Origin of the sequence: Niveispirillum lacus (assembly GCF_002251795.1) — a bacterium.
Lineage (GTDB): Bacteria > Pseudomonadota > Alphaproteobacteria > Azospirillales > Azospirillaceae > Niveispirillum > Niveispirillum lacus.
In genome coordinates, this window is sequence record NZ_NOXU01000029.1 from 268,628 (window position 1) to 290,591 (window position 21,964).

The following is a 21,964-nucleotide window of genomic DNA, read 5'->3' on the forward strand; positions in this document are numbered from 1 at the left end:
ATAATCACGCTGAAGCGGGACAGGTCAAGCACCGGTTATCGCCGTTCGTGCAAAATGACAGGGGAGAGAAACCGATGACAGCGGCGGAGTTGGTCGGGATTGAACGGCGCGGTGCTGTGGCACAGGTCACCGTCAACCGTCCGGAAGCGTTGAATGCCCTGAACATGGGGCTGGCGCGCGCTGGATCAGGCGCTGGCGACGGTAGAGGCTGACCGATCTGTGCGGTCCGTCATCCTGACCGGCGCCGGCCGTGCCTTCATGGCCGGGGGGGATGTAAGGGAATTCGCACAGACCCTGGACGGGACCGCCACAGAGCGTCGGCAGTATTTCAACCGGCTCATTGACCATGCCCATGGCGCGGTACAGCGCATCTGGCGCATGCCCAAACCGGTGATCGCCGCAATCAACGGGCCTGTTGCAGGCTTTGGCATCGGGCTGGCCGCGGCCTGTGATGCCTCCATCGCCGCAGAGGGAGCGATGCTGTCGCTGGCTTACTGCCATCTGGGTGCCACACCCGACGGGGGGGCCACCATGATCCTGCCGCATCTGTGTGGCCTGAAACGCGCCAGCGAACTGGTGATGCTGGGCGACCGGATCAGTGCAGCAGACGCCAGGGTATTGGGTATCGTCAACCAGGTCGTGCCTGCGGACGCCCTTCCCACCACGGTGGAGGACCTAGCTCAGCGTCTGGCCAAGGGCCCCGCCGGCGCACATGGGGCTGGCAAGGCGCTGTTGCGCGGGCCGCTGACCGCCGCCTTCATGGCCCAGCTTTTGGCCGAAAAAGACCAGTTCGCCGCCCGCGCCGACAGTGCTGAGTTCGCCGAGGGGTTGCGGGCCTTTCTGGCGAAACGACGCCCGGATTTCATGGGCTGCGGCGCTTGACAAGGCCGGACACATCACACAATGTGACTGCCGGATCACTAATCAGCAATGACGCCTTGCGGCTGGACCAACCGGCCCCGCACATCATCATAAAACGGGAGGATAAGATGCCGTTCACGGGACCGGTGGAGGACCGTCTGGCCATCCGCGAATTGAACGAAACCTATGCAGATGCCGTCAACCAGCATAGTGCCGAAGATTGGGCATCGACCTGGGCCGAGGATAGTTTCTGGTGCCTGCCGCATGTGCCGGGCATGGAGAAATTGTCGGGCAAACAGACCATCGTCGATGCCTGGGTGGCGGCGATGAAACATTATCCCGACATTGTGTTCCTGGTGCTGCCTGGCTCCATCACGGTTGCGGGCGATCAAGCAACCGCGCGCATGTACACCGCAGAATCCTACACCGATGCCGAGGGTGTGGCGCGGCGCACCCATGGCCAGTATGACGATATCCTGGTGAAGATTGATGGGCGCTGGGCCTTCAAATCCCGCACATTCTCCGTGCGCTATTGGGTCTGAGGAGGGGTGTGATGGGACGTCTTGCCGGCAAGGGCGCCATCGTCATCGGCGCTGCCAATCGCGACAATATGGGCCAGGTCATCGCCCGCCGCTTCGCCGCCGAGGGGGCGACGGTGGTAGTGGCCGGCCGCAAGCGGGATGAGCTGGACCGGTTGGCCGATGAGATCGGTGGCCATGCCGCCCTGTGCGACATTACCAGTCGGGCCGATATCTTCGCCCTGGCGGCGTTCGCGAAGGATAAGCTGGGCCATGTCGACATTGCCCTGAATGCCACAGGCTGGGGCCTGTTGAAACCCTTCCTGGAGACGACCGAGGAAGAGTTTGATCAGATGAGCGCGCTTCAGTTCAAAGGCCCGTTCATGTTCTATCAGGCCGTGATCGGGGTCATGGATCGCGGCGGGTCGATCATTCAGATCAGTTCGGCCACCGCTACCATCATGTTGAACGACCACGCCGCCTATATGGGGGCCAAGGCCGGCACCGATCACATCATCCGCGTCGTCGCCCATGAATTCGGGCAGCGGGGCATCCGCGCCAATTCCATCTCCCCCGGCCTGACCGCCACACCAATGACGGCCGGCCATATGGCCATCCCCGGCCTGACAGAGGCGTTCCTGCCGGAATATCCGCTGGGGCGCATCGGCACGTCGGACGACATCGCCGCCGCCGCCGTCTGGCTGGCGTCTGATGAATGCTTCATGACGGGCGAGAATTTGCAGGTGAATGGCGGCCTGACCCTGCGCCGCAACCCCACACGCGAAGAGGTGGCGGCGTCCATTGCGCGGGCGGCGGGGGCCTGACGTCCCTACGCCCCCGCGACCTTGCGCTTGCGACGTGGTGTCAGGGGTACCACCTCCGCCGCTGATGCCGCTGGTGCTGCTGTCGCTTTGGCTGGTGCTTCCGGCTTGACCCCCAAACCCTCGGCGACAAAGCGCAGGTAGGTTTCGGTCAACTCGCGGGTCAGCGGTTTGAGGCAGTTGCCCTGCACGCAGAAGCGGGTCAGGAGGTAATAGCGCGCGCCCAGCAGCATGGAGATGACGGCGTCCAGCTGTTCCTCGCTGAAGGCAGGCTGGCTTTGGGCGGCCATGGAGCGGCGGAGCGATTTCTTGTAGGGTTTGGCCAGTTCCTCAAAATATTGACGATAGGCGACGGGGGCGTAGAGTTCCGCCTCCGACGTCACACGGTGCAGGTACGGGTGCTGCACCAGGTAATCAAAATTGGCCACTAGGCCACGATGTTCCAGTTCGATGAGGCTTCTGCTGTCGCGCACCGCCTTGCCGATCACCTCTAGCATCTCAGCGCCTAAGGCCGGCAGAAGCTGGTCGAACAGATCCTGCTGCGATTTGAAATGCAGATAGAAGGTGCCGTGCGCCACCTTGGCCCGCGCCGCCACCCGTGCGATGGAACAGCCAGCATAGCCATATTTGCCGATGACGCGCGCCGCAGCATTCAACAGACGCACCCGCGTCTCTACGTTCTTCTGCTGCTGTGCCTCTGACCGTCGGCGGCGGGGGGGAACAGGCTCCCCCTCGGGCCGATCTTCGGCAGGGGGGGCGGCTTTCGGCTTCCTGGATGGCACGGGATCACCCTGACTGATGCGGGTTGTGCGGACGGGCGCACATGAAATGATTAGTGACTCGAAAGTCATTTTGTCACAGTTCATTCCTGACTGCAATCCCAGTCTCGGTCCCATCAATTCGCCGTATTGAGCGAGCGAGAGCCGTTGACGGACAGGGATCACGACGTTATAATGACTAATGAATCAAAAATCATTGTCAGGAGGATGGGGCCCTGCCCCAAGGCCGCTTCAAGACCGGGAACCGTCATGGCACCCTATGCCCTGACCAACCGCGGCGGCCCCACCATGACCGCCTGACAGCACAGGGAGATTTCCATGCAGATCAGCCGCGAGCAGATGCTGCGGGCCTACCGCCAGATGGTGACAATCCGGGAGTTTGAGGAACGGATTCATGTCGATATCCAGCGCGGCGGAATCGCCGGCTTCACCCATCTTTACGCGGGCCAAGAAGCAGTGGCCGTCGGGGTGTGCGAACACCTGACGGATACGGACACCATCATCAGCACCCATCGTGGTCATGGTCACTGCATCGCCAAGGGCTGTGACGTCATCGGCATGATGAAAGAGATTTATGGCCGCCAGGATGGGCTGTGCAAGGGCAAGGGCGGGTCGATGCATATCGCCGATCTGGACCGGGGCATGCTGGGGGCCAACGGCATTGTCGGCGGCGGCCCCCCCATCGCCGTTGGGGCTGCCATCTCTGCCAAGGTGCTGAAGACAGGCGGCGTCGCCGTCTCGTTCAGCGGCGACGGGGCCAGCAACCAGGGCACCGTGTTTGAGGCCATGAACATGGCGGTGGTCCTGAAGGTCCCGAAGATTTTTGTGTTCGAAAACAATGGCTACAGCGAACATACCGGCTTCAGTTATGCGGTTGGCAGCAAGGATATCGTGCGCCGTACCGAAGGGTTCGGGATGCCGGTGTTCAAGGCCGACGGGTATGATTTCTTCTCCGTCTATGAGGCGATGCGTCAGGCCACGGAATTGTCGCGCCAGGGTGGCGGCCCCTGCGCCATCTATGCCGAATGCACCCGCTTTTTCGGGCATTTCGAAGGCGACCCCCAGCTTTACCGTGCCAAGGACGAGGTGGCGCGGCTGCGGGCCGAAAATGACAGCCTGAAAATCTTCCGCCAGCGGGTGACGGAAGCCAACCTGCTGCCCGGCGGGGACCTGGATCAGGTCGAAGGGGAGGTTCGTGATCTGATTGATCGCGCCGTGCGCGAGGCGGTTGCTGCCCCCGCCCCGACCGCCGCCGATGTCCTGACCGACGTCTATATCAGCTACTGAGTGGGAACCGTACCCATGCCCAAGATTTCCATGCGCCAGGCGATCAACGACGCCCTGCATCTTGAAATGGAACGTGACCCCCGCGTGATCGTGCTGGGGGAAGATGTATCCGGTGGAGCCGGCGGCACATCCGGGGAACGTGAGGCCGCCGGCGGCGTCTTCGGTCTGACCAAAGGGCTGCTGCCGCGGTTCGGTGAGGACCGCGTCATCGACACGCCGATCAGCGAAAGCTGCATCGTTGGTGCCGCCAATGGGGCGGCGCTGACGGGCCTGCGCCCCGTGGCGGAGATCATGTTCGCCGATTTTGTCGGTGTGTGCATGGACCAGCTGCTCAACCAGGCGGCCAAGTTCCGCTATATGTTTGGTGGCAAGGCGCGCACGCCGCTCGTCATCCGCATGACCTGTGGCGGCGGCATGAATGCGGCCGCCCAGCATTCGCAAACCATCTATCCCATCCTGACCAGCATTCCGGGCTTGAAGGTGGTGATCCCCTCCAACGCCTATGATGCCAAGGGCTTGCTGCTGACCGCCATCCGCGATGATGATCCGGTCATCTTTTTTGAGCATAAATCCCTGTACATGGATGAATGCGAGGTGCCGGACGGAGATTACACTATTCCCTTTGGTGAGGCCGCGATGGTGCGTGAAGGGGAGCATGTGACCGTCGTGGCGCTGGCCCGCATGGTGCCGCTGGCCATCGGCGTGGTGGATAAGCTGGCGGCAGAAGGCATCACCTGCGACCTGATCGACCCGCGCACCACCAGCCCGTTGGATGAGGAATCCATCCTGGAAAGCGTGCGGGCCACGGGCCGGCTGGTCGTCGTGGATGAAAGCCCCCCGCGCTGTTCCGTTGCCGCCGATATCGCGGCCATGGCCGCAGAGAAAGCCTTTCACCACCTGAAGGCCCCCATCATTCAGGTGACAGCCCCGCACACGCCGGTGCCGTTCGCGCGGGAATTGGAGGCCGCCTATCTGCCCTCGCCCGAGAAGATTGAAGCGGCCATCCGCAAAGTGCTTTCCGGCCGTTGATAAAGGGGTAACGCCGCGATGAACGCCATCACCCCGATCATCATGCCCAAATGGGGGCTGGAAATGTCGGAAGGGACGATTTCCAACTGGCATGTGGCAGAGGGTCAGACCCTGTCGCGTGGCATGGAAATCGTCGATATCGAAACCGCCAAGATCGTCAACACACTGGAATCCGATCTGGAAGGGGTGGTCCGACGCCTGATCGCCCCTGTCGGCCAGACCCTGCCCGTGGGTGCCCTGATCGCCATTGTCGCCGATGCCGCTGTGTCCGATGCCGATATCGACCGTTACCTGCGCGGCGATACCCCGGCACAGACGGCCGCCAACAGTGCGCCCACCAGCGCACCCACGCTTGACACAGCACCGGTGATTGACAGAACGGAACCGGCCGCGGCAGAGCGGGCGGCTGATCCCGATCTGGCGCGTCGCAACGAAGGGGTTCCCGCCACCCCCCTGGCGCGGCGCATCGCCAACCGCCATGGGGTGAACCTGTCGCGCATCACCGGCACCGGTCGCAACGGCCGCGTCAATCAGGAAGACGTGGAGGCATTTATCGCGGCCAATCCGGCGATGACATCCGCACCAGCACCGGCACCCGCAGTGACAGCAGCCCTGGACAACCGGTCGGTGCACGCCACCTCTCACGCCATCCGCATGGCCAACCGTCTGGGTATCGACCTGAAGCGCCTGGCCGGTACCGGTCGCCATGGCCGGGTGAATGTGGCGGATGTGGAACGGTTTGCGGCCGCCAGCGGCCTCACCGCCCCCGCCCCGGTGGCCAGCATCGCCCCGCCCGCAGGTCCTGCCGCGCGCAAACTGGCGGCCGACCTGGGTGTGTCGCTTTCTAGTGTCAACCCCACCGGACCCAAGGGGCACGCCACGAAAGAGGATGTGCGCAATGCCCTGGCGGCACCGGCAGGCGGCTTGGACCCGGACCCGATCCCAAAGGGCCGCGATCTGGTGCCCCATACGGCCATGCGCCGCGCGATTGCCACGGCCCTGACGGCCGCAAAGCGGGATGTGCCGCATTTCTATCTGACGGCCGACATCCTAATGGACGAGGTGCTGAGCCTGCGCGGTCAGTTGAACGCCATGGCGGGGGCGAAGATATCTGTCAATGATTTCATCGTTCGTGCCTCTGCCCTGGCGCTGGGCGATGTGCCGGACGTGAATGTGCAATGGACCGATGCCGGCATGCGCCGGTTCAATATGGCCAATATTGCCATTGCTGTGGCGATTGAGGGCGGCCTGGTCACGCCGGTCGTGCGGGATGCCGGTGGCAAACCCTTGAGGACCATTGCGGCAGAGACAGCGGCCCTGGCCAGCCGGGCACGTGATCGCCGGCTGACACAGGCGGACCTGTCTGACGGCAGCTTTACCGTTTCGAACCTGGGCATGTTCGGCGTCCGGGATTTCCAGGCGATCATCGCCCCGCCCCAGGCTGCCATTCTGGCCGTCGGTGCCACACGGCGGGAGGCGCGGGAGGAAGCGAACGGTGCCATGCGGTTCCGGTCGGTCATGTCGGTCACCCTGTCTTGCGACCACCGCGCCATTGATGGTGCCATCGGCGCCCGGTTCCTGGCCGCCCTACGCCAGCATCTGGAACAGCCATTGGGCCTGTTGAGCTGAACGGAAAGGAGCGCGTCACCATGACCGACCTTGATATCCTTCTGGCCAAGCAGGCCTTGCATGATCTGAACATGGCTTATAATCGGGCCGTGGACCGTGCCGATGAGGCGCTGTTGCGCAGCGTCTGGCACCCGGGTGCCACGGTCGATTTCGGGTATTTCACGGGATCGGCGACGGAATTCTGCGGTCTGGCGGTGGGGGCGACGGGCGGGCTGGCCCGATCCTTCCATATGGCCGGCAATGAATGGTTTGAGGTGCGGGGGGACAAGGCGGTGGGCGAGGTTTACAGCCTGACGCTGGCGGCCGCCGCGGGGGCCGACACCGACAGCATCCTATATGGTCGCTATTTGGACCGGTATGAACGGCGCGACGGCGTCTGGAAGTTCAGCCACCGCCAGTATCTGATGGACTGGAATGCCAGCCCGCCGCGCAGCGTGTCCTGGGATCAAGGCGTCTTCGCGCTGATGCGGCACCGGGGCGGCCACGCGCCCAACGATGCTGTTTATGCGCTGTGGGACACGTAAATCAGGGCGTTTGGCAGGCGACCCAGGTTGATCGCCCTGATCACCCTATTCTGTCTTCCCAGCCAAACGCCGGGAAGACAGAAGATTTTCGCCCTTCATCATTGGCATGAAAACGTGGGCCCTGGTGTTATCGCGCCAGGATGGTCACGGCCGATACGCCCGGCGCCCCGTAAACATGGGTATAGCCGGTGCGCAGCGTCTTCGGCACCTGCCGCGCCCCCGCATCCCCGCGCAGCTGCAGCACCGTTTCATAGACCTGCCGAAGACCCGATGCGCCTATCGGCTCGCCATTGGCCAGACAGCCACCGTCGGTGTTGACAGGCAGCTTGCCTTCCAGCCGGGTCATACCCTCACGCAGCCATTTCTCCTGCTCTCCGTCCTGGCAGAAGCCGTTTTCGGCCATATGCATGATCTCCGCCCCGCTTTCCGTGTCCTGCAACTGGGCAATGTCGATCTCATCCGGGCCGATGCCGGCCATGGCAAAGGCACCGCGCGCGGCGATGGGGGTCGCCCCCTCCCCATCCTCAACCGACAGGCTGGGGCTGAACACCTCAAACGACCCGGCCCCGCGCGTACGCATGGCCGCCGCCTTCAGCCAGACAGGTTTGCGCGTTAGTTGCGCTGCCCGCTTCGGGCTGGCCAGAATCAAGGCAACCGCCCCCTCACCCGGAGAGCAGAACATGTATTGGCGCAGCGGATCGCTGATCATGGTCGACTGCGCAATCTCTTCGTACGACAAGGCCCGCCGACGCCAGGCGTTGGGGTTCAACGCCCCATTGGCAAAGGCCTTTTCCGCCACCCGGATCAAGGTATCATCAGTAATGCCATGCAGGGCCATATAGCGCTGGATCTTCATGGCGAAGAACTGTGTGGTCAGCGCGAAACCGACCTCCCCATACCATTCCGGCAGGCCCCAATCGGCAGGGCGTACCCGGAACGAACCCTGTTCATGCTTGTCGAAACCGACCACAAGGCCCAGATCATACTGGCCCGACCGGATGGCCCCATAGGCGGAGATAAGCGCGCTGCCGCCTGTGGCGCAGCCATTGGCGACATTGATGAATTGCAGGCCGGTCAATCCCAGGTCCGACACCAGTGTGTCGGCATTTCCGGCATCCTGGCTGCCGCCATAGGCGAACTGCACCTGATCCCAGCCGACACCGGCATCGCCCAGCGCCTGCCGCACGGCAAAGGCACCCTGTTCCAAACCGGTGCGGTCGGGCGTCCGCCCGAACGGATGGATGCCAATCCCTACAATCGCCACATCCGACATGGCCCAACCCTCCCCCTTCTTCTTTCAACCAGCGGGATGACCGGTGTTCTCAAGCCACCGGTTGGAACGCAAACATCAGCAGGTCCTGTCCCTGTTCGTCGCGAAACAGCGGGCGGATGGTGAGGCGCATGGGCATGCCGATCCGCAACTGTTCTGGCGCGCAATCGACAAGCCTTGTTTCCACCCGCACCTGCCCCGGCAGTTCCACATAGCCCAGCGCAAACGGCCTGAACTCCCCCTTGGTTTCCCGACCCAGATAGGGGGGCTGCTTGGGCAGGAACCGTTGCACGGTCCAGCTCCACAACAGGCCTTCACGCGCCAGTTCGACCGGTGTTTCCCCCGGCCGACCCATAAATGGAAAACGCAGACGTCCCCTGCTATCCACCCCACCGATCAGGGCGGGATTGTCGCTGGGCCAGGTGAAGACATGGTCGGCAAGCGGCCTGCCCTCCATCCCCATGATGGTTCCTCCGTTACTATGCCGTTTTCGGGGGTGATCAACATCATGGCGGCGCCGATGCGTTGACTTTTGATTCATCAGTCATGATAATGGCGCCGACACGGGTGCTTGTCAATTGCGCAGCGGTCGCTAACCTGACCCGCAACAATCAAGCGCCACAGAACCAAAAGCCAATGAACAGGACAGAACGGGAGGACATCCGATGGACCTTCGGCTGACAGGGCGCAAGGCGCTGATCACCGGTTCCACACGCGGCATCGGCCGGCGCATCGCCGAGGCTCTGGCGCGGGAGGGCTGCGCCATCGCCATCGGTGCGCGCAAGATCGAGGAGGTGGAGAGTGCGGTGTCCGATCTCTCCGGCCTGGGTGTTACCGTGGTCGGTGCTGCCATGGATGCGGCCGAAGCGGGGTCGATCCGGGATTGGGTCACCCGCATGGGCGACGCCCTGGGCGGCATTGATATCCTGGTTCCCAATGTCTCAGCCGGCGGCAGCTTGAATGGCGAGCAGAGTTGGAATGATGCCTATCAGGTGGATGTGCTGGGGACATTGCGTGCCATTGAGGCCGCATTGCCGGCCCTGGAAGCATCGGACCAGGGGGCCATTACCATCACCGGTACCACGGCGGCTGTGGAGACCTTCATGGCGCCCATGGCCTATAACGCCATGAAGGGCGCGCTGATCGTGCATGCCAAGCAACTGTCGCAGACCCTGTTGCCCAAGGGTATCCGCGTCAACGTCGTCTCCCCCGGTCCCATTGAGTTTCCGGGCGGTGCCTGGGAGGGGATCAAGGCCGGGATGCCAGAACTTTACGCCGCCACCCTGGCGTCACAGCCGTCAGGCCGCCTGGGCACACCAGAGGAAGTGGCGGCCTGTGTCGCCTTCCTGTCCAGCCCGGCCGCCAGTTGGGTGACCGGGGTCAACCTCGTGGTTGACGGCGGCTACACCAAGCGCGTGCAGTTGTAACAGCCGGCGGGAGCGACAGGCATGTCCAACAGGATCGACGTCTATCTGGTGGCCGGTGGCAAATACCACGATATCAATTTCGCACGGCTAGAGCTGTTGAAGCTGCTGGCCGAACATGAAGATATCCGCGTCGAGGTCGGCCCCGACTACAGTCGCATCGACGAAATCGAAGCAGCCGATATCCTGGTCACCTATACCTGTGACGTGCTGCCGACGGTCGAGCAGCAGGCAGGTCTGCGCCGCTTCTTGGCTAAGGGCGGCCGGTGGCTTGCCCTGCATGGCACCAACTCTGTCATCCGATTCCTGGATGACGGGCGCATCGACTGTCCAGACCTGGATGCCGACCTGTCGGACATGCTGGGCAGCCAGTTCCGCGCCCATCCGCCCATCTGCAGGTATGAGATCCAGGTCACGGACAGCGCCCACCCCCTGATGCGGGGGATAAAGAATTTCTGGGTGGAGGATGAGCTTTATCTAGGCACGGTCAGCCCTGGCAATAAAACCCTGCTGCACACACGCTGGGGCGGCACCTGCGCGCCGTTTGTGCATGAGGATTGGCCGGAGGCAGACCACCCCGTGATGTATCTGCGCGACCATGGGGCGGGTCAGGTTCTGTATTTGGTGCTGGGCCATTGCCGGGGCAAGCATGACCTGCGCCCCCTGATGGAGGAATACCCCCATAACGAGCGTTGCTCGTGGCAAAGCCCGGTATTCTATGATCTGCTGCGTCGGGGTATCCGCTGGGGGATGGCGCGCAGCGATGATGGCGCGGGGTTTTAATCCCTCAACCCTTCATCCCCAGCAGCACGCGCCCACCCTCTACCTTCACCGGAAAGCAGGTCAGGGGGCGGTAGCCGGTGCCACCCAGGGCACGGCCACTGACAAGGTCAAAACGGGCGCCGTGCAGGGGACAGGAGATGCTGTTCTGTCGCAGCCGCCCCTCATGCAGGGGCGATTCCGCATGCGGGCACCGGTTGCGCAGGGCAAAAACCCCCGCCGGCACCCGGCACAGCAGAACCTCCTCCCCCGCTAACATGAGAAGCCGCTTCTCGCCGGTGGGCAGCTCATCTATCGAAATCAGATCATGATAGGTCAGTTTTTCGGCGGAGTTTTCACCGGACATACGTGCACCCTGGACAAAATCGGCAAGGAACAAGGGGTTCACTGGATGATGATTGCTGATCATTGAATCATCAGTCAACGCAAAAATCATCAGGACGCCACTCCAGACCGTTGACGAACAGACAGCGCCACACTAGTCTGATTTGTGACTCACCAATCATAACAAAAATCTGGAGGAAGGCCATGTTAGGGATCGACCTCATGCGCGACCCGGCCATCCAGGCGTTCCGGGCAGATGTGAAGCAGTTCTGTGAAAAGAACCTGCCCCGCGACATCCGCGACAAGGTGCTGGCGGGCCAGCATCTGGCCAAATCGGACTATGTCCGCTGGCAGAAGATCCTGTTCGATAAGGGCTGGATTGTCGGCCATTGGCCGCGTGCCTATGGCGGGCAGGACTGGACGCCCCTGCAACGCGCCATCTTTGACGATGAAACCAGCAAGGCGGGCGCACCCTGGCTGACACCGTTTGGCGTTTGCTATGCCGGACCCGTCATCTACACCTTTGGCAGCGCGCAGCAGAAGGAACGGTATCTTCCCGGTATCCGCAGTACTGACACCTGGTGGTGCCAGGGCTATTCAGAGCCGGGTGCCGGGTCGGACCTAGCCAACATCAAGACCCGCGCCGTCCGCGACGGCGATCAATACGTCGTCAGCGGGCAGAAGACTTGGACAACCATGGCGCAATGGGCCGACATGATGTTCGCCCTGGTCCGCACCAGCAATGACGGCAAGCCGCAAAACGGCATTTCCTTCCTGCTGATCGATATGAATTCGCCCGGCGTCACGGTCCGGCCTATCATCAGCATCGATAAATGCCATCACCTGAACGAAGTGTTTCTGGACGATGTTAGGGTGCCGGTCGAGAATCTGGTGGGGGTGGAAGGGCGCGGCTGGACCTATGCCAAGTTCCTGCTGAACAATGAGCGCCTGTTGGGCGCGGAGGTGGGGAAATCTACCCGCCTTCTGCATCAGCTGCGCCAGACCATGGCCGATATCCGCGAGGGAGGCCGCCCCCTGACAGACGATCCGCACTGGCGGCGACGTCTGGGCGAACTGCGCGCCCGGCTTCTGGCGCTGGAGGCTGTATGTAATGAGTATCTGGCCGCGGCTGAGGCGGGATCCACGCCCGGACTGGAAGTCTCAGCGCTGAAGATCATGGGATCAGAACTTATCCAGGGCATCACCGGCGCCATGGTTGACGCCCTGGCCATCAAGGGACTGGTCTATCAGACAGAGGGGCTGGAACCGGGCTGGCAGGCACCGCTGGTCGGTGTGCCCGGGGCACCCGGAATGATCCGCGAACATCTGCATGATCGCGCCACGACCATCTATGGCGGCGCCAACGAGATACAACGCAACATCCTGGCAAAGGCCGTCCTTGGCCTCTAGGGAGCATCATGTCGGCATTCACCCAAGAAGACCGCAACATGCTGGCCGACAGCCTCAACCGCTTCGTGGAGGAGGCCTATGACGGGGAACGGCGGTTCGCGATCCTGAAATCAGACGATGGGTTCGGCCGTCAGGAATGGGCCACCTATGCAGAACTGGGTTGGCTTGGTATCGCCATTGACGAGAGGCATGGCGGTTCGGGCGGCGGGCTGGCTGAACTGGCGGTTCTCATGCGGGCCGCCGGGCGTGGCCTGCTGATGGAACCGCTGCTGCCGACCCTGATCCTGGCGGCGGGCGCCATTTCGCAGGGCGGCAGTGCGGAACAGAAGGCCCTGTGGCTGCCCGCCATCGCCGAAGGCCGGGCCATCCTTACCCTGGCACAGGATGATGCCGCCCAAGACGCGGCACCCGTGACCGCCACCAAGGCTGGCGACGACTATATCCTGTCTGGCCAGCGGGGCTTTGTTCTTTATGGCGCTGCGGCTGACCGCATCATCGTGAAGGCCGATCTGGCGGGCAATACGGCGCTGTTCCTTGTCCCCCCCACCGCGCACGGTGTCAGTCTGGCCCACGCGCGCAGCATCGATGACCGCCCCGTCGCCGATCTGGTGCTGGACAATGTCCGCGTTGCAGCGGGCGACTGTTTGCCAGGCGGCGATGCCCGCCTGCTGGAGAGCCTGAACCAGACGGCGGCGCTTGCTGTCTGCGCGGAGGCCGTGGGTGCCATGGAAATTGCAAACCGCCTGACCTTGGACTATCTGAAAACCCGCACACAGTTCGGCACCACCATCGGCAGCTTTCAGGTGCCACAGCACCGGATGGTCGATATGACCTTGGCCGCGCAGGAAGCCGCTGCCATCACCTGGGCCGCCATTGGTGCAGCCAGCGTCCAGGCCCCGGATGCCGACCTTCTGACCGCCGCTGCCAAGGCGCGCAGCGCCGCCGCCGCCCGCCTGATCGGCGAACAGGCTATCCAATTGCATGGCGGCATCGGCATGACAGAAGAGTATGTTATCGGGCATTACTATCGACGCCTGATGCTGCTGGAGACCTTGTTTGGAGGTGCGGGCTGGCATCTGGACCGATTGGGCGGTTGGACAGCCGCCGGCATGGCGGAAGGAAGTGTGTGATGGCATTGCCCACGGCATTGGTCCCGGCAAAGGCACGCCCAACCTGGACGGCACAGCCGCTGGCCGTGCTGGCCCGTCAGCATGCCGAACAGTCGCCGGATACGGTGGCCTTCCTGAACCAGGATCAACATGCCTGCACATATGCCAGCCTGCTGACGGACGCTGAAGCCCTGGCGGTGGGGCTCTGGGACCTGGGTCTGCGGCCGGGCGACGTCATCAGCTTCCAATTGCCCAACTGGATGGAGGCCGTACTGGTAGACATAGCGGCCAGCCTACTGGGACTAGTCTGCAACCCCATCGTACCCATCTACCGGGGGGCCGAGGTGGGCCTGATCCTGGCCGACTGCAAAAGCCGGCTGATCTTCATCCCCGATACCTATCGCGGTTTCAGCTACACCGACATGCTGACGGGACTGCGCCCATCCCTGCCTGACCTGCGCCATGTTGTGCACGTGCGCGCGGCCGGGGCACCGCTGTCACTGGCGGCGCTGATCCAATCCGGTCGGGGGCGACGCATCGACTGGCCGACCGTCGCCGCCGATGCGTTGAAGCTGGTCATGTACACGTCGGGCACAACAGGCCGGCCCAAGGCCGTGATGCATAATCACCATTCCATTGCCCGCGTGTCCCACATCTATATGGGCTACTGGGGGCTGGTGCCAGGCGACCTGATGCTGATGCCCTCGCCCGTTACCCATATCACCGGCTATTCCAACGGCATCGAGCTTCCTTTCACCGACGGCACCCGCACCCTGTTCATGGAACGCTGGAACGCGGACGAGGCGGTGGCGCTGATCGACCGGTACGGGGTGAACATCACCATCGGCGCGACGCCGTTCCTTCAGGAACTGCTGGAGGCGGCGGAGCGGGCGGCGTCGCGCCTACCCTCGCTAAAGATTTTCGCCTGCGGGGGGGCTGCGGTCCCGCCGGACCTCATCCGCCGCGCCAACGCGCTGTTCGCGTGTGGCCGGGCCTTCCGGGTCTATGGCAGTACCGAGGCCCCGCTGATTACCCAGGGCTGCATGGGGGCGGACGAACTGGAGATGGCGGCCACCACAGACGGCAAGGTCATCGACTACGACATCCGCATTGTGGACGAGGCCGGCACCGCCCTGGACTGCGGCCAGGATGGCGAAATCCTGGTGCGGGGCCCGTCCTTGTTCATGGGCTATGCCGATGCAGAGCAGACGCGCGAGGCCCTGGACAGCGATGGCTATTTCCGCACAGGCGATATCGGGCACCTGACGCCTGCTGGCGCGATTGTCATCACGGGCCGCAAGAAGGACCTGATCATCCGGGGCGGTGAAAACCTCTCCGCCAAGGATATTGAGGATGTGCTGCACCGTCATCCCGGTGTGCAGGAAGCGGCGGCTGTATCCATGCCACATCCGCGGCTGGGCGAGACAGTCTGCGTCTATGTGGTGCCACAGCCGGGGGCAACACCCGATCTGGACAGCGTCACCCGGCACGTGGCAGCGGCGGGGCTGGCCAAGCAGAAATTCCCCGAACGGGTGGAACTGGTGTCCGACCTGCCCCGCACTGCGTCGGGCAAGGTGCGTAAGGACATCCTGCGCCAACGGATCGCGGCACAGATCGCAGAAGAACAGGGAGGCGTGAATGGCAAGGCTTGACGGCAAGGTGGCACTGGTCACCGGCGGCACGGCGGGCATTGGTGCTGCGGCGGTGCGGCGTCTGTCGGCCGATGGGGCCAAGGTGGTGTTCACGGGTTCCAATGCTGCCGCCGCCGAAGCGGTGAGCCAGGAGACGGGTGCCCATTTCCAGGCCCATGACGTGACGGATGAGGCCGCCTGGCCTGCCCTGATGCAGACCATTGCTGAACGGTTCGGGCGGCTGGACATCGCCTTTGCCAATGCCGGCATTGAAGTCGGCGATGGCAGTATCGAGACCATCGGGCTTGCCGCCTGGAACCGCATCATGGCCGTCAATGTGACGGGCACCATGCTGACCTGTCAGCATGCGATTGCCGCCATGAAGGCCAATCCCGGCGGTTCCGGCGGGTCGATCATCATCAATTCCTCCATTAACGGTCTGGTGGGCCTGCCGGCGAACATCGCCTACACGACCTCCAAGGGGGCCGTCCGCCTGCTGGCCAAGTCGGTGGCGGTGCATTGTGCGCGGACGAAGACCAATATCCGCTGCAACTCCATCCATCCGGGCATCATTGACACGCCGATCATCCGCCGGGCCGTGGCCGACACAACGGACCCCGAGGCCTCGCTGGCCTATCTGGGCAACATCTCGCCCCTGGGCCGCCTAGGCCAGGTGGAGGAAGTGGCGGCCCTGGTCAGCTTCCTGGCCAGCGAGGACTCCTCCCTGATCAACGGGGCGGAACTGGTGGCCGATGGCGGCACCACCGCAGGGCTGGTCGGGGTGTAAGTCGGAACAGGCTTTGTAAAAACAAAAGGTTCAGGGAGGTTGCCGTGCCAGATGATCTTTCGTCACAACCCAAACCCGGCGAGGCCCGCTGCCCCGGCACGTCGTGGAACGATCTGATGGATACGGACACGCGCCCCGTGCCCGATTTCCTGCGTCAGGAAAGCTATCAGTATATGGGCAGCGCGCCGTTGCAGGCCGATCGCTACACCAGCCCCACCTTTTTCCGCCAAGAGCTGGAAAAGATGTGGCCGCGCGTCTGGCAGTTTGCGGCCCGTGAAGAGGATATGCCGGAACCGGGCGACTTCGTGCTGTATGAAAATGCCGGCCGGTCCTATCTGGTGACAAGGCAGCAGGATGGGTCCATCCGCGCCTTCCATAATGTCTGCCTGCATCGCGGGCGCAAGCTGCGCCTAGAAAGCGGATCAGCGGCGGAGTTCAAATGTCCCTTCCATGGATTTGCCTGGAGCACCGATGGCAGTCTGAAGAACATCCCCTGCCGCTGGGACTTTCCGCACCTGCAGGACGAAGAGCTGGCGCTGCCCGAAGCGCAGGTGGGACGTTGGGCGGGCTATATCTTCATCCGCGAGTCCGCCGAAGGCCCCAGCCTGGAGGACTACCTGGCCCCCCTGCCCGACTTCTTCAAACGTTGGCGGCACGAGGAGTGCACCACCGTGATCTGGGTGGGCAAGGTGGTGAATGCCAATTGGAAGGTAGTGGCGGAAGCCTTTATGGAAGCTTGGCACACGGTGGAGACGCACCCCCAGATCCTGCCCTTCACCGGCGATGCCAACACCCAGTACAGCACCTATGGCGACCATGTGAACGCCGCCCTGACGCCGTTCGCCGTCATGTCCCCGCATATTGACCCCGCCGGCAAGGCGCAGCAATGGATCGTGGATGAGTTCCTGAAGTATAATGGGCGCGCCGGTGGCACTGAAATGTCAGTTGATGTGCCAGACGGGATGACCGCACGCCGGGCCATGGCCGCCGCCAACCGCGAAAAATATCAGGCGGACAGCGGTTATGATCACAGCCATGTGACCGATGCCGAGCTGCTGGACGCCTTTGTCTATAACGTGTTCCCGAACTTCGCTCCCTGGGGCGGGTTCATGCCCAACATCGTCTATCGCTGGCGGCCCTGGCCTGATCAGGACAAGACCCTGATGGAGGTGCGCATCCTGGTCCGCCTGCCCGCGGATGCACCAAAGCCGCCACCCGTGGAGATGAACTTCCTGGGGCCGGACCAGCCCTGGACCGACGCCAAAGAGCTGGGCGTGCTGGGTGATGTGTTCCAGCAGGATATGGAGAACCTGCCCTTTGTTCAGGACGGCCTGAAATGTTCCAAGAACGGTCAGGTGCAACTGGGCAATTACCAGGAAATCCGGGTGCGGCATCTGCATGCGACCCTGGACAAGTACTTGGCTTGAATGAGCCGTGGCGGGGCGCGTTGCCCCTCGCCCCGTCCACCCCCTTGTCGGAGCCTCCCATGCAAGGAAACGCGCGCCCGACCCATGACTGGTCCCTTGCAGCCGACCCGGAGGCTGCGATCTGCCCGTTCAGGGCGGCGGCAAAGCTGCATGAGGGGCCGGACATCTTCTTCGTGCCGGGGGAGGCGCATGTCCGCGCGGCCGGGTTGGGCGGCAACTGGGTGGTGACACGCCATGCCTTGCAGGAGGAAATCCTGCTGGACCCCGTGCGGTTTTCCAGTCACCTGTCCATCGGCTTTTCGCGTCTGGTCGGCGACAACTGGCCGCTGGTGCCGCTGGAATTGGACCCGCCGGAACATGCGCTTTACCGCAAGGTTCTGCTGCCCTGGTTCAGCCCAGGCAAGGCCAGGGAAATGGCCGGAGACATCCGGCGGCTGGCCGTCACCTTGATCGAGGGGTTCCGGGAGAGCGGTGGTGTCGACTTCATCACGGGCTTTGCCCAACCCTTTCCCGTTACCGTCTTCCTGCTGATGATGGGACTGCCGGCCGACAGGATGGCAACCTTCATCGCCTGGGAGGATGATCTGCTGCGGGGCGCTGATATGCAGGTCCGGGCGGCGGCCGCGGCGCAGATCAAGACATTTCTGCTGGATCTGATCGAACAGCGGCGCCGTTCCCCAGGCGACGACATCGTCTCCTACCTCATCGCCTACGATCTGGACGGCGCGCCCATTCCCGATGACAGGCTGTTGGGTCTCTGCTTCATGCTGTTTGCCGGTGGGCTGGACACCGTGACCTCAGTGCTTGGCTTTGTCTTCCGCGAGCTGGCGATGCGCCCGATACTGCAAGCAAGCCTGCGTGCGCACCCCGACAATGCCAACAAGGCGGCGGATGAATTCATCCGTGCCTTCGGGGTGGTCAATACCTTCCGCTACGCCACGTGCGACATGCATTTCCATGGTGTGGCCATCGCCAGGGGCGACCTGATCCAACTGCCCCTGGGGTTGGCGTCGCGCGATGCGCGGATGCATGCCGATCCACATCGGATCGACTTTGGCCGCACCACGAAACGCTCCCTCTCCTTCTCAACCGGCCCCCATACCTGCGCCGGGATGCATCTGGCCCGAACGGAGATCCGCATCGCCCTGGAAGAATGGATCGCCCGCGTGCCGGAATGGCGCATCAGCGACGCAGAACGCATTACGACCGCCACGGAAAGTGTGTGGGCCCTGCACCATCTGCCTTTGGCTTGGGGATAGCCGGTAACGGGGCCGTCTGCTGACCGCGGCGGCCCCGGTACATCGTCAGCCGTTTGCCCGCGCCACGGCGGCGGTGACCGCAGCGCTGTTGTAGTAATAGGGCTTTATAGCTGCCACCCGCCCATCCTCGGCAAAGTGGAAAACCTCCACCAGCTCAAGCGGTTCGCCAACAGGTGGCACCAGTTGCAGCAGATAGACGACATGATTGCCAGCGGCCATCTTGTTCAGCACCTCAATCCGCGCTTCGCCCAGGGAGGTGCTGAGCACCTTTGCATACAGCTCACGCAGGGCCCCCTTGCCACTGTAGGTGCCAGCGAAGGGCAATGTCTCTGCCTCGGTGATGATCAGGTCATCACATAGCATGCTTTCGGCCAAGGCCCAGTTGCCGGTCGCGGTGGCACCGTACAGGGCCTCAGCGGTCGCCAGGTTGCGGGCGGGGATATCAATCTGTGCCACTTCTTCCTCCATGATCGCCCCACCAAAAGCCTGCAAGCGGGCCCGCCGAGATGGGTTGTGTGATTTATGATTCGATAGTCATTAGGATGGTACGACACGGCGCTGTCAAGCCCGGCCATCAACCCTCTGGGCGGTTTCCCACCCCAAGATTTCATGTCTGTTTTCACCGATAAATCGTCAATCGGAATGCAAAGGTGGATTGACGTCGGTGAATGGCTTCGATAGAGTGATTAATGACTCATGAATCATCAAATCTAGGCAGGAGTGTATCGACGCTCGACACCCCGAAGCCGATGCAACGCCCATAAGAGTCGCTGCACACAAGCCCACAAAAAGAAGACATCCACAGGGAGGATTTTCACCATGGCTTGCGCACCCGCCTTTCGCCCCACCCTGCTGGCCGCTGCGGCCCTGGCCGCGCTTGGCGCACCGCCAGCCCTGGCCCAGGCGCCTGGGAGTGCAACCGGCACTCAACTTGAAGCGCTGGAGGAGATCATTGTCACGGCTCGCCGCCGTTCTGAAACCTTGCAGGAGACGCCGCTGGCCGTCACGGCCATTACCCCAACGCAGTTGGAAAGCAAGGCGACCCTGAACATTGGCGACCTGATGGGCTCTGCACCCAACGTTCTCATTACGCAGCAGAATTCTGGTGCCGCCGCCGCCAACGTCTCCATCCGGGGGCTGTCTTTTGCCGACGTGGAGAAGTCTTTCGACCCAACCGTGGCTATCGTGGTCGATGGTGTCTTCATTGGCACCAGCACCGGTGCCTTCCTGGATTTCTTTGACATTGACAGTATCGAAGTGCTGCGTGGCCCGCAGGGGACATTGTTCGGCCGTAATACCATCGGCGGCGTGATCAATATCCGCCGCTCCCGCCCCACCGGAGAGAATGGCGGCAAGCTCGAATTCAGCTATGGCAAGTACAACACCTGGGCTACCCGTGCGATCCTCAATACCAGCCTGATCCAGGACAAGCTGGCCGCAAAGTTTTTTTACTTTCACAATGAAAGTGACGGTTACTACCGGCAGGGCATCACCGGCAAGCGGGTGGGCGGCAACAATAATGAGAATTTCGGTGCAAGCTTCCTGCTGACCCCAACCGAGAATTTCGAAGCCTTGCTGACGCTGGAGAAGCAGGTTCAGGACTTTGAGCCGGTAAATTCAAACATCTCCAAGACGGGGGAGGTGTTCTGCGCCTTTGTGCCCGCCAACCAGTGCAATCGCAACACTCGCAGCGACCTTTACACTGTCTTCAATAGCCCAGCCCATTCCAACTACAAGTCACCCGCAGCGACGTTGGAGATGAACCTCGATACAGACGGCATCGACTTCACTTCCGTCACGGGCTATCGCACCTCGGATGAAGCCCAGACCCAGGATTTTGACGCCTCCTCCGCCGACCTTTACTACACGAACCGTATTCAGGATTACTGGCAGTTTAGTCAGGAGCTGCGCGGCGCCGGTAATCTGACCGATAGTTTCGACTATGTGATCGGCGGCTTTTACTATGAAAGCAAATTCGACCTGTTCCAGGCGACCCGCCTGTTCGGGGCCGTCAACGCGGCCGCCGATCAGTATAATACCGGCCGCGCCAAATCCTATGCTGTGTTCGGTGACTTCAACTGGAAGCTGGCGGATCAATGGCGCCTGTCGGGCGGTGCCCGCTGGACCCATGATGAAAAGCAGCAGGTGAACAGGGTCGGTCCCGCGCAATATCCCAATGCCAAGTATAGTGGAAGCAAGTTCACGCCGAAGGTCGTGCTCGACTATCGACCCGATGACGACAACATGCTTTATGCTTCCTGGTCGCGCGGCTACCGTTCGGGCGGCTTCTCCAGCCGTGGTCAGACCCTGGTCTCTTCCACCACGCCGTTCGGCCCGGAAACCGTCGACAGCTATGAGGCGGGCATCAAAAGCGCGTTGCTGGAAAACCGCCTGCAAGTGAACCTGGCCGGTTATGTGTCGGACTATAGCGACCTGCAGCAAAACACGACCATTCCCACGACCATTGGCACAGGCAACGAAACCATCGTCACTAATGTCGGCAGCGCCAAGATCAAAGGCATCGAACTGGATGTCACGGCCCGGATCAGCTACGCCTTTAAGGTCACGGCGTCATTGGGTATCCAGGACAGCAAGTTCAGCGGTTTCATCACCTCTGCCCCGAATGCCGCCGGCCGGCTGGTGCGGTTCGACTATTCCGACGTGAAGATGATCTATTCACCCGACCTTACTGGATCGCTAACGGCGGAATATACGGTCCCGCTGGATGCCGGCGATCTGGTGTTCAGCGGCAGCTACCGGTACATTGGCGACTATGATCAGCAGATTTCGCTGGGCGCGACACAAGTGGATGCCGCCGGAAACGTAAAGGTTCTGTCCAACGATCCGCGCGTACGCTCCGACAAGCAGAACCTCTTTGATGCGTCGGCCACCTTTAACTTCGACGTGGGCGACAACAAGGGCAAGGTCACGCTCTATGGCCGCAACCTGTTCGATGATCGCGGCCCCAATGCCGCCTTCACCGTCGCCGGGCTCTGGTCTTTCTCCTCCGGGCGTGAGCCCCGGACCTATGGCATCTCGCTCGGGTACGAGTTCTGATGCCAACGCCGGCGAGGGCCTGCGGTCCCGCCGGCGGT

At 62.5% G+C, this 21,964-nt stretch carries 22 protein-coding genes; 17 read left to right on the top strand and 5 right to left on the bottom strand.

From position 1 onward, the window contains the following. Positions 1 to 74: 74 nt before the first annotated feature. From CHU95_RS22455 to CHU95_RS12695, 4 genes are all read left to right on the top strand, one after another. The gene (locus CHU95_RS22455; RefSeq protein WP_165772148.1) at positions 75 to 212 is read left to right on the top strand and encodes a hypothetical protein; all 138 of its coding nucleotides are present in this window, start codon (positions 75 to 77) and stop codon (positions 210 to 212) included. A 7-nt stretch (positions 213 to 219) separates the two neighbouring features. Further along, a complete protein-coding gene (locus CHU95_RS12685; protein ID WP_165772149.1) occupies positions 220 to 882 on the top strand; it encodes an enoyl-CoA hydratase/isomerase family protein in 663 nt (220 codons plus the stop codon). Positions 883 to 989: 107 nt separating this feature from the next. Next, the gene (locus CHU95_RS12690; protein WP_094456773.1) at positions 990 to 1,403 is read left to right on the top strand and encodes a nuclear transport factor 2 family protein; all 414 of its coding nucleotides are present in this window, start codon (positions 990 to 992) and stop codon (positions 1,401 to 1,403) included. An 11-nt stretch (positions 1,404 to 1,414) separates the two neighbouring features. Further along, complete coding sequence (locus CHU95_RS12695; protein WP_094456697.1) at positions 1,415 to 2,203, top strand: SDR family oxidoreductase; 789 nt, start codon at positions 1,415 to 1,417, stop codon at positions 2,201 to 2,203. A gap of 5 nt (positions 2,204 to 2,208) precedes the next feature. Here the strand turns inward: CHU95_RS12695 and CHU95_RS12700 are convergent, their stop codons facing one another. Next, positions 2,209 to 2,982, bottom strand: a complete 774-nt coding sequence (locus CHU95_RS12700) for a TetR/AcrR family transcriptional regulator (protein ID WP_165772150.1) — start codon at positions 2,980 to 2,982, stop codon at positions 2,209 to 2,211. Between the two features lie 315 nt (positions 2,983 to 3,297). Between CHU95_RS12700 and CHU95_RS12705 the strand changes: the two genes are divergently transcribed. The 4 genes from CHU95_RS12705 to CHU95_RS12720 are packed head-to-tail and all read left to right on the top strand — an operon-like array spanning position 3,298 to position 7,448. Further along, entirely contained in the window at positions 3,298 to 4,266 is a 969-nt protein-coding gene (locus tag CHU95_RS12705) for a thiamine pyrophosphate-dependent dehydrogenase E1 component subunit alpha (protein WP_094456699.1), read from the top strand. Between the two features lie 15 nt (positions 4,267 to 4,281). After that, a complete protein-coding gene (locus tag CHU95_RS12710) occupies positions 4,282 to 5,295 on the top strand; it encodes an alpha-ketoacid dehydrogenase subunit beta (protein WP_094456700.1) in 1,014 nt (337 codons plus the stop codon). An 18-nt stretch (positions 5,296 to 5,313) separates the two neighbouring features. Further along, positions 5,314 to 6,924 (top strand): 2-oxo acid dehydrogenase subunit E2, encoded by a 1,611-nt coding sequence (locus CHU95_RS12715; RefSeq protein WP_094456701.1) that lies wholly within the window; start codon positions 5,314 to 5,316, stop codon positions 6,922 to 6,924. A 20-nt stretch (positions 6,925 to 6,944) separates the two neighbouring features. Beyond that, positions 6,945 to 7,448 (top strand): nuclear transport factor 2 family protein, encoded by a 504-nt coding sequence (locus CHU95_RS12720; RefSeq protein ID WP_094456702.1) that lies wholly within the window; start codon positions 6,945 to 6,947, stop codon positions 7,446 to 7,448. A 127-nt stretch (positions 7,449 to 7,575) separates the two neighbouring features. Here CHU95_RS12720 and CHU95_RS12725 read toward each other — a convergent pair whose 3' ends face one another. Both CHU95_RS12725 and CHU95_RS12730 read right to left on the bottom strand, forming a co-directional pair. After that, positions 7,576 to 8,721, bottom strand: coding sequence for a thiolase family protein (locus tag CHU95_RS12725; protein ID WP_094456703.1), 1,146 nt, complete (start codon positions 8,719 to 8,721; stop codon positions 7,576 to 7,578). A 49-nt stretch (positions 8,722 to 8,770) separates the two neighbouring features. Further along, positions 8,771 to 9,181 carry a Zn-ribbon domain-containing OB-fold protein gene (locus tag CHU95_RS12730; protein WP_207762480.1) on the bottom strand — a complete coding sequence of 137 codons (411 nt, stop codon included), beginning with the start codon at positions 9,179 to 9,181 and terminating at the stop codon, positions 8,771 to 8,773. 202 nt (positions 9,182 to 9,383) lie between these two features. On the opposite strand from CHU95_RS12730, the gene CHU95_RS12735 reads away from it, so the two are divergent. After that, positions 9,384 to 10,145, top strand: a complete 762-nt coding sequence (locus tag CHU95_RS12735; RefSeq protein WP_094456704.1) for an SDR family NAD(P)-dependent oxidoreductase — start codon at positions 9,384 to 9,386, stop codon at positions 10,143 to 10,145. Positions 10,146 to 10,166: 21 nt separating this feature from the next. After that, positions 10,167 to 10,925, top strand: a complete 759-nt coding sequence (locus tag CHU95_RS12740) for a ThuA domain-containing protein (RefSeq protein WP_207762481.1) — start codon at positions 10,167 to 10,169, stop codon at positions 10,923 to 10,925. Positions 10,926 to 10,929: 4 nt separating this feature from the next. Here CHU95_RS12740 and CHU95_RS12745 read toward each other — a convergent pair whose 3' ends face one another. Next, the gene (locus CHU95_RS12745) at positions 10,930 to 11,268 is read right to left on the bottom strand and encodes a Rieske (2Fe-2S) protein (RefSeq protein WP_165772151.1); all 339 of its coding nucleotides are present in this window, start codon (positions 11,266 to 11,268) and stop codon (positions 10,930 to 10,932) included. Positions 11,269 to 11,450: 182 nt separating this feature from the next. Between CHU95_RS12745 and CHU95_RS12750 the strand changes: the two genes are divergently transcribed. From CHU95_RS12750 to CHU95_RS12775, 6 genes are read left to right on the top strand one after another with little or no spacing between them, the layout of a single operon-like run. After that, positions 11,451 to 12,656: an acyl-CoA dehydrogenase family protein gene (locus CHU95_RS12750; RefSeq protein WP_207762482.1), complete on the top strand. Its 1,206-nt coding sequence runs from the start codon at positions 11,451 to 11,453 to the stop codon at positions 12,654 to 12,656. Between the two features lie 8 nt (positions 12,657 to 12,664). Continuing rightward, the gene (locus CHU95_RS12755) at positions 12,665 to 13,786 is read left to right on the top strand and encodes an acyl-CoA dehydrogenase family protein (RefSeq protein WP_094456707.1); all 1,122 of its coding nucleotides are present in this window, start codon (positions 12,665 to 12,667) and stop codon (positions 13,784 to 13,786) included. Further along, entirely contained in the window at positions 13,786 to 15,417 is a 1,632-nt protein-coding gene (locus tag CHU95_RS12760) for an AMP-binding protein (RefSeq protein ID WP_094456708.1), read from the top strand. The genes CHU95_RS12755 and CHU95_RS12760 overlap by 1 nt, the downstream gene beginning before the upstream one ends. Beyond that, positions 15,404 to 16,183 carry an SDR family oxidoreductase gene (locus CHU95_RS12765; RefSeq protein ID WP_094456709.1) on the top strand — a complete coding sequence of 260 codons (780 nt, stop codon included), beginning with the start codon at positions 15,404 to 15,406 and terminating at the stop codon, positions 16,181 to 16,183. Before CHU95_RS12760 ends, CHU95_RS12765 begins: the two co-directional genes overlap by 14 nt. A 44-nt stretch (positions 16,184 to 16,227) precedes the next feature. Further along, on the top strand, positions 16,228 to 17,610 hold the full coding sequence (locus tag CHU95_RS12770) for an aromatic ring-hydroxylating oxygenase subunit alpha (protein WP_207762483.1): 1,383 nt from the start codon (positions 16,228 to 16,230) through the stop codon (positions 17,608 to 17,610). A 59-nt stretch (positions 17,611 to 17,669) separates the two neighbouring features. Next, positions 17,670 to 18,869, top strand: coding sequence for a cytochrome P450 (locus tag CHU95_RS12775; RefSeq protein ID WP_165772152.1), 1,200 nt, complete (start codon positions 17,670 to 17,672; stop codon positions 18,867 to 18,869). A gap of 45 nt (positions 18,870 to 18,914) precedes the next feature. On the opposite strand, the gene CHU95_RS12780 is transcribed toward CHU95_RS12775, so the two are convergent. Further along, positions 18,915 to 19,325, bottom strand: a complete 411-nt coding sequence (locus CHU95_RS12780) for a nuclear transport factor 2 family protein (protein ID WP_165772153.1) — start codon at positions 19,323 to 19,325, stop codon at positions 18,915 to 18,917. 363 nt (positions 19,326 to 19,688) lie between these two features. On the opposite strand from CHU95_RS12780, the gene CHU95_RS12785 reads away from it, so the two are divergent. Beyond that, a complete protein-coding gene (locus tag CHU95_RS12785) occupies positions 19,689 to 21,926 on the top strand; it encodes a TonB-dependent receptor (protein ID WP_094456713.1) in 2,238 nt (745 codons plus the stop codon). Positions 21,927 to 21,964 lie beyond the last annotated feature (38 nt).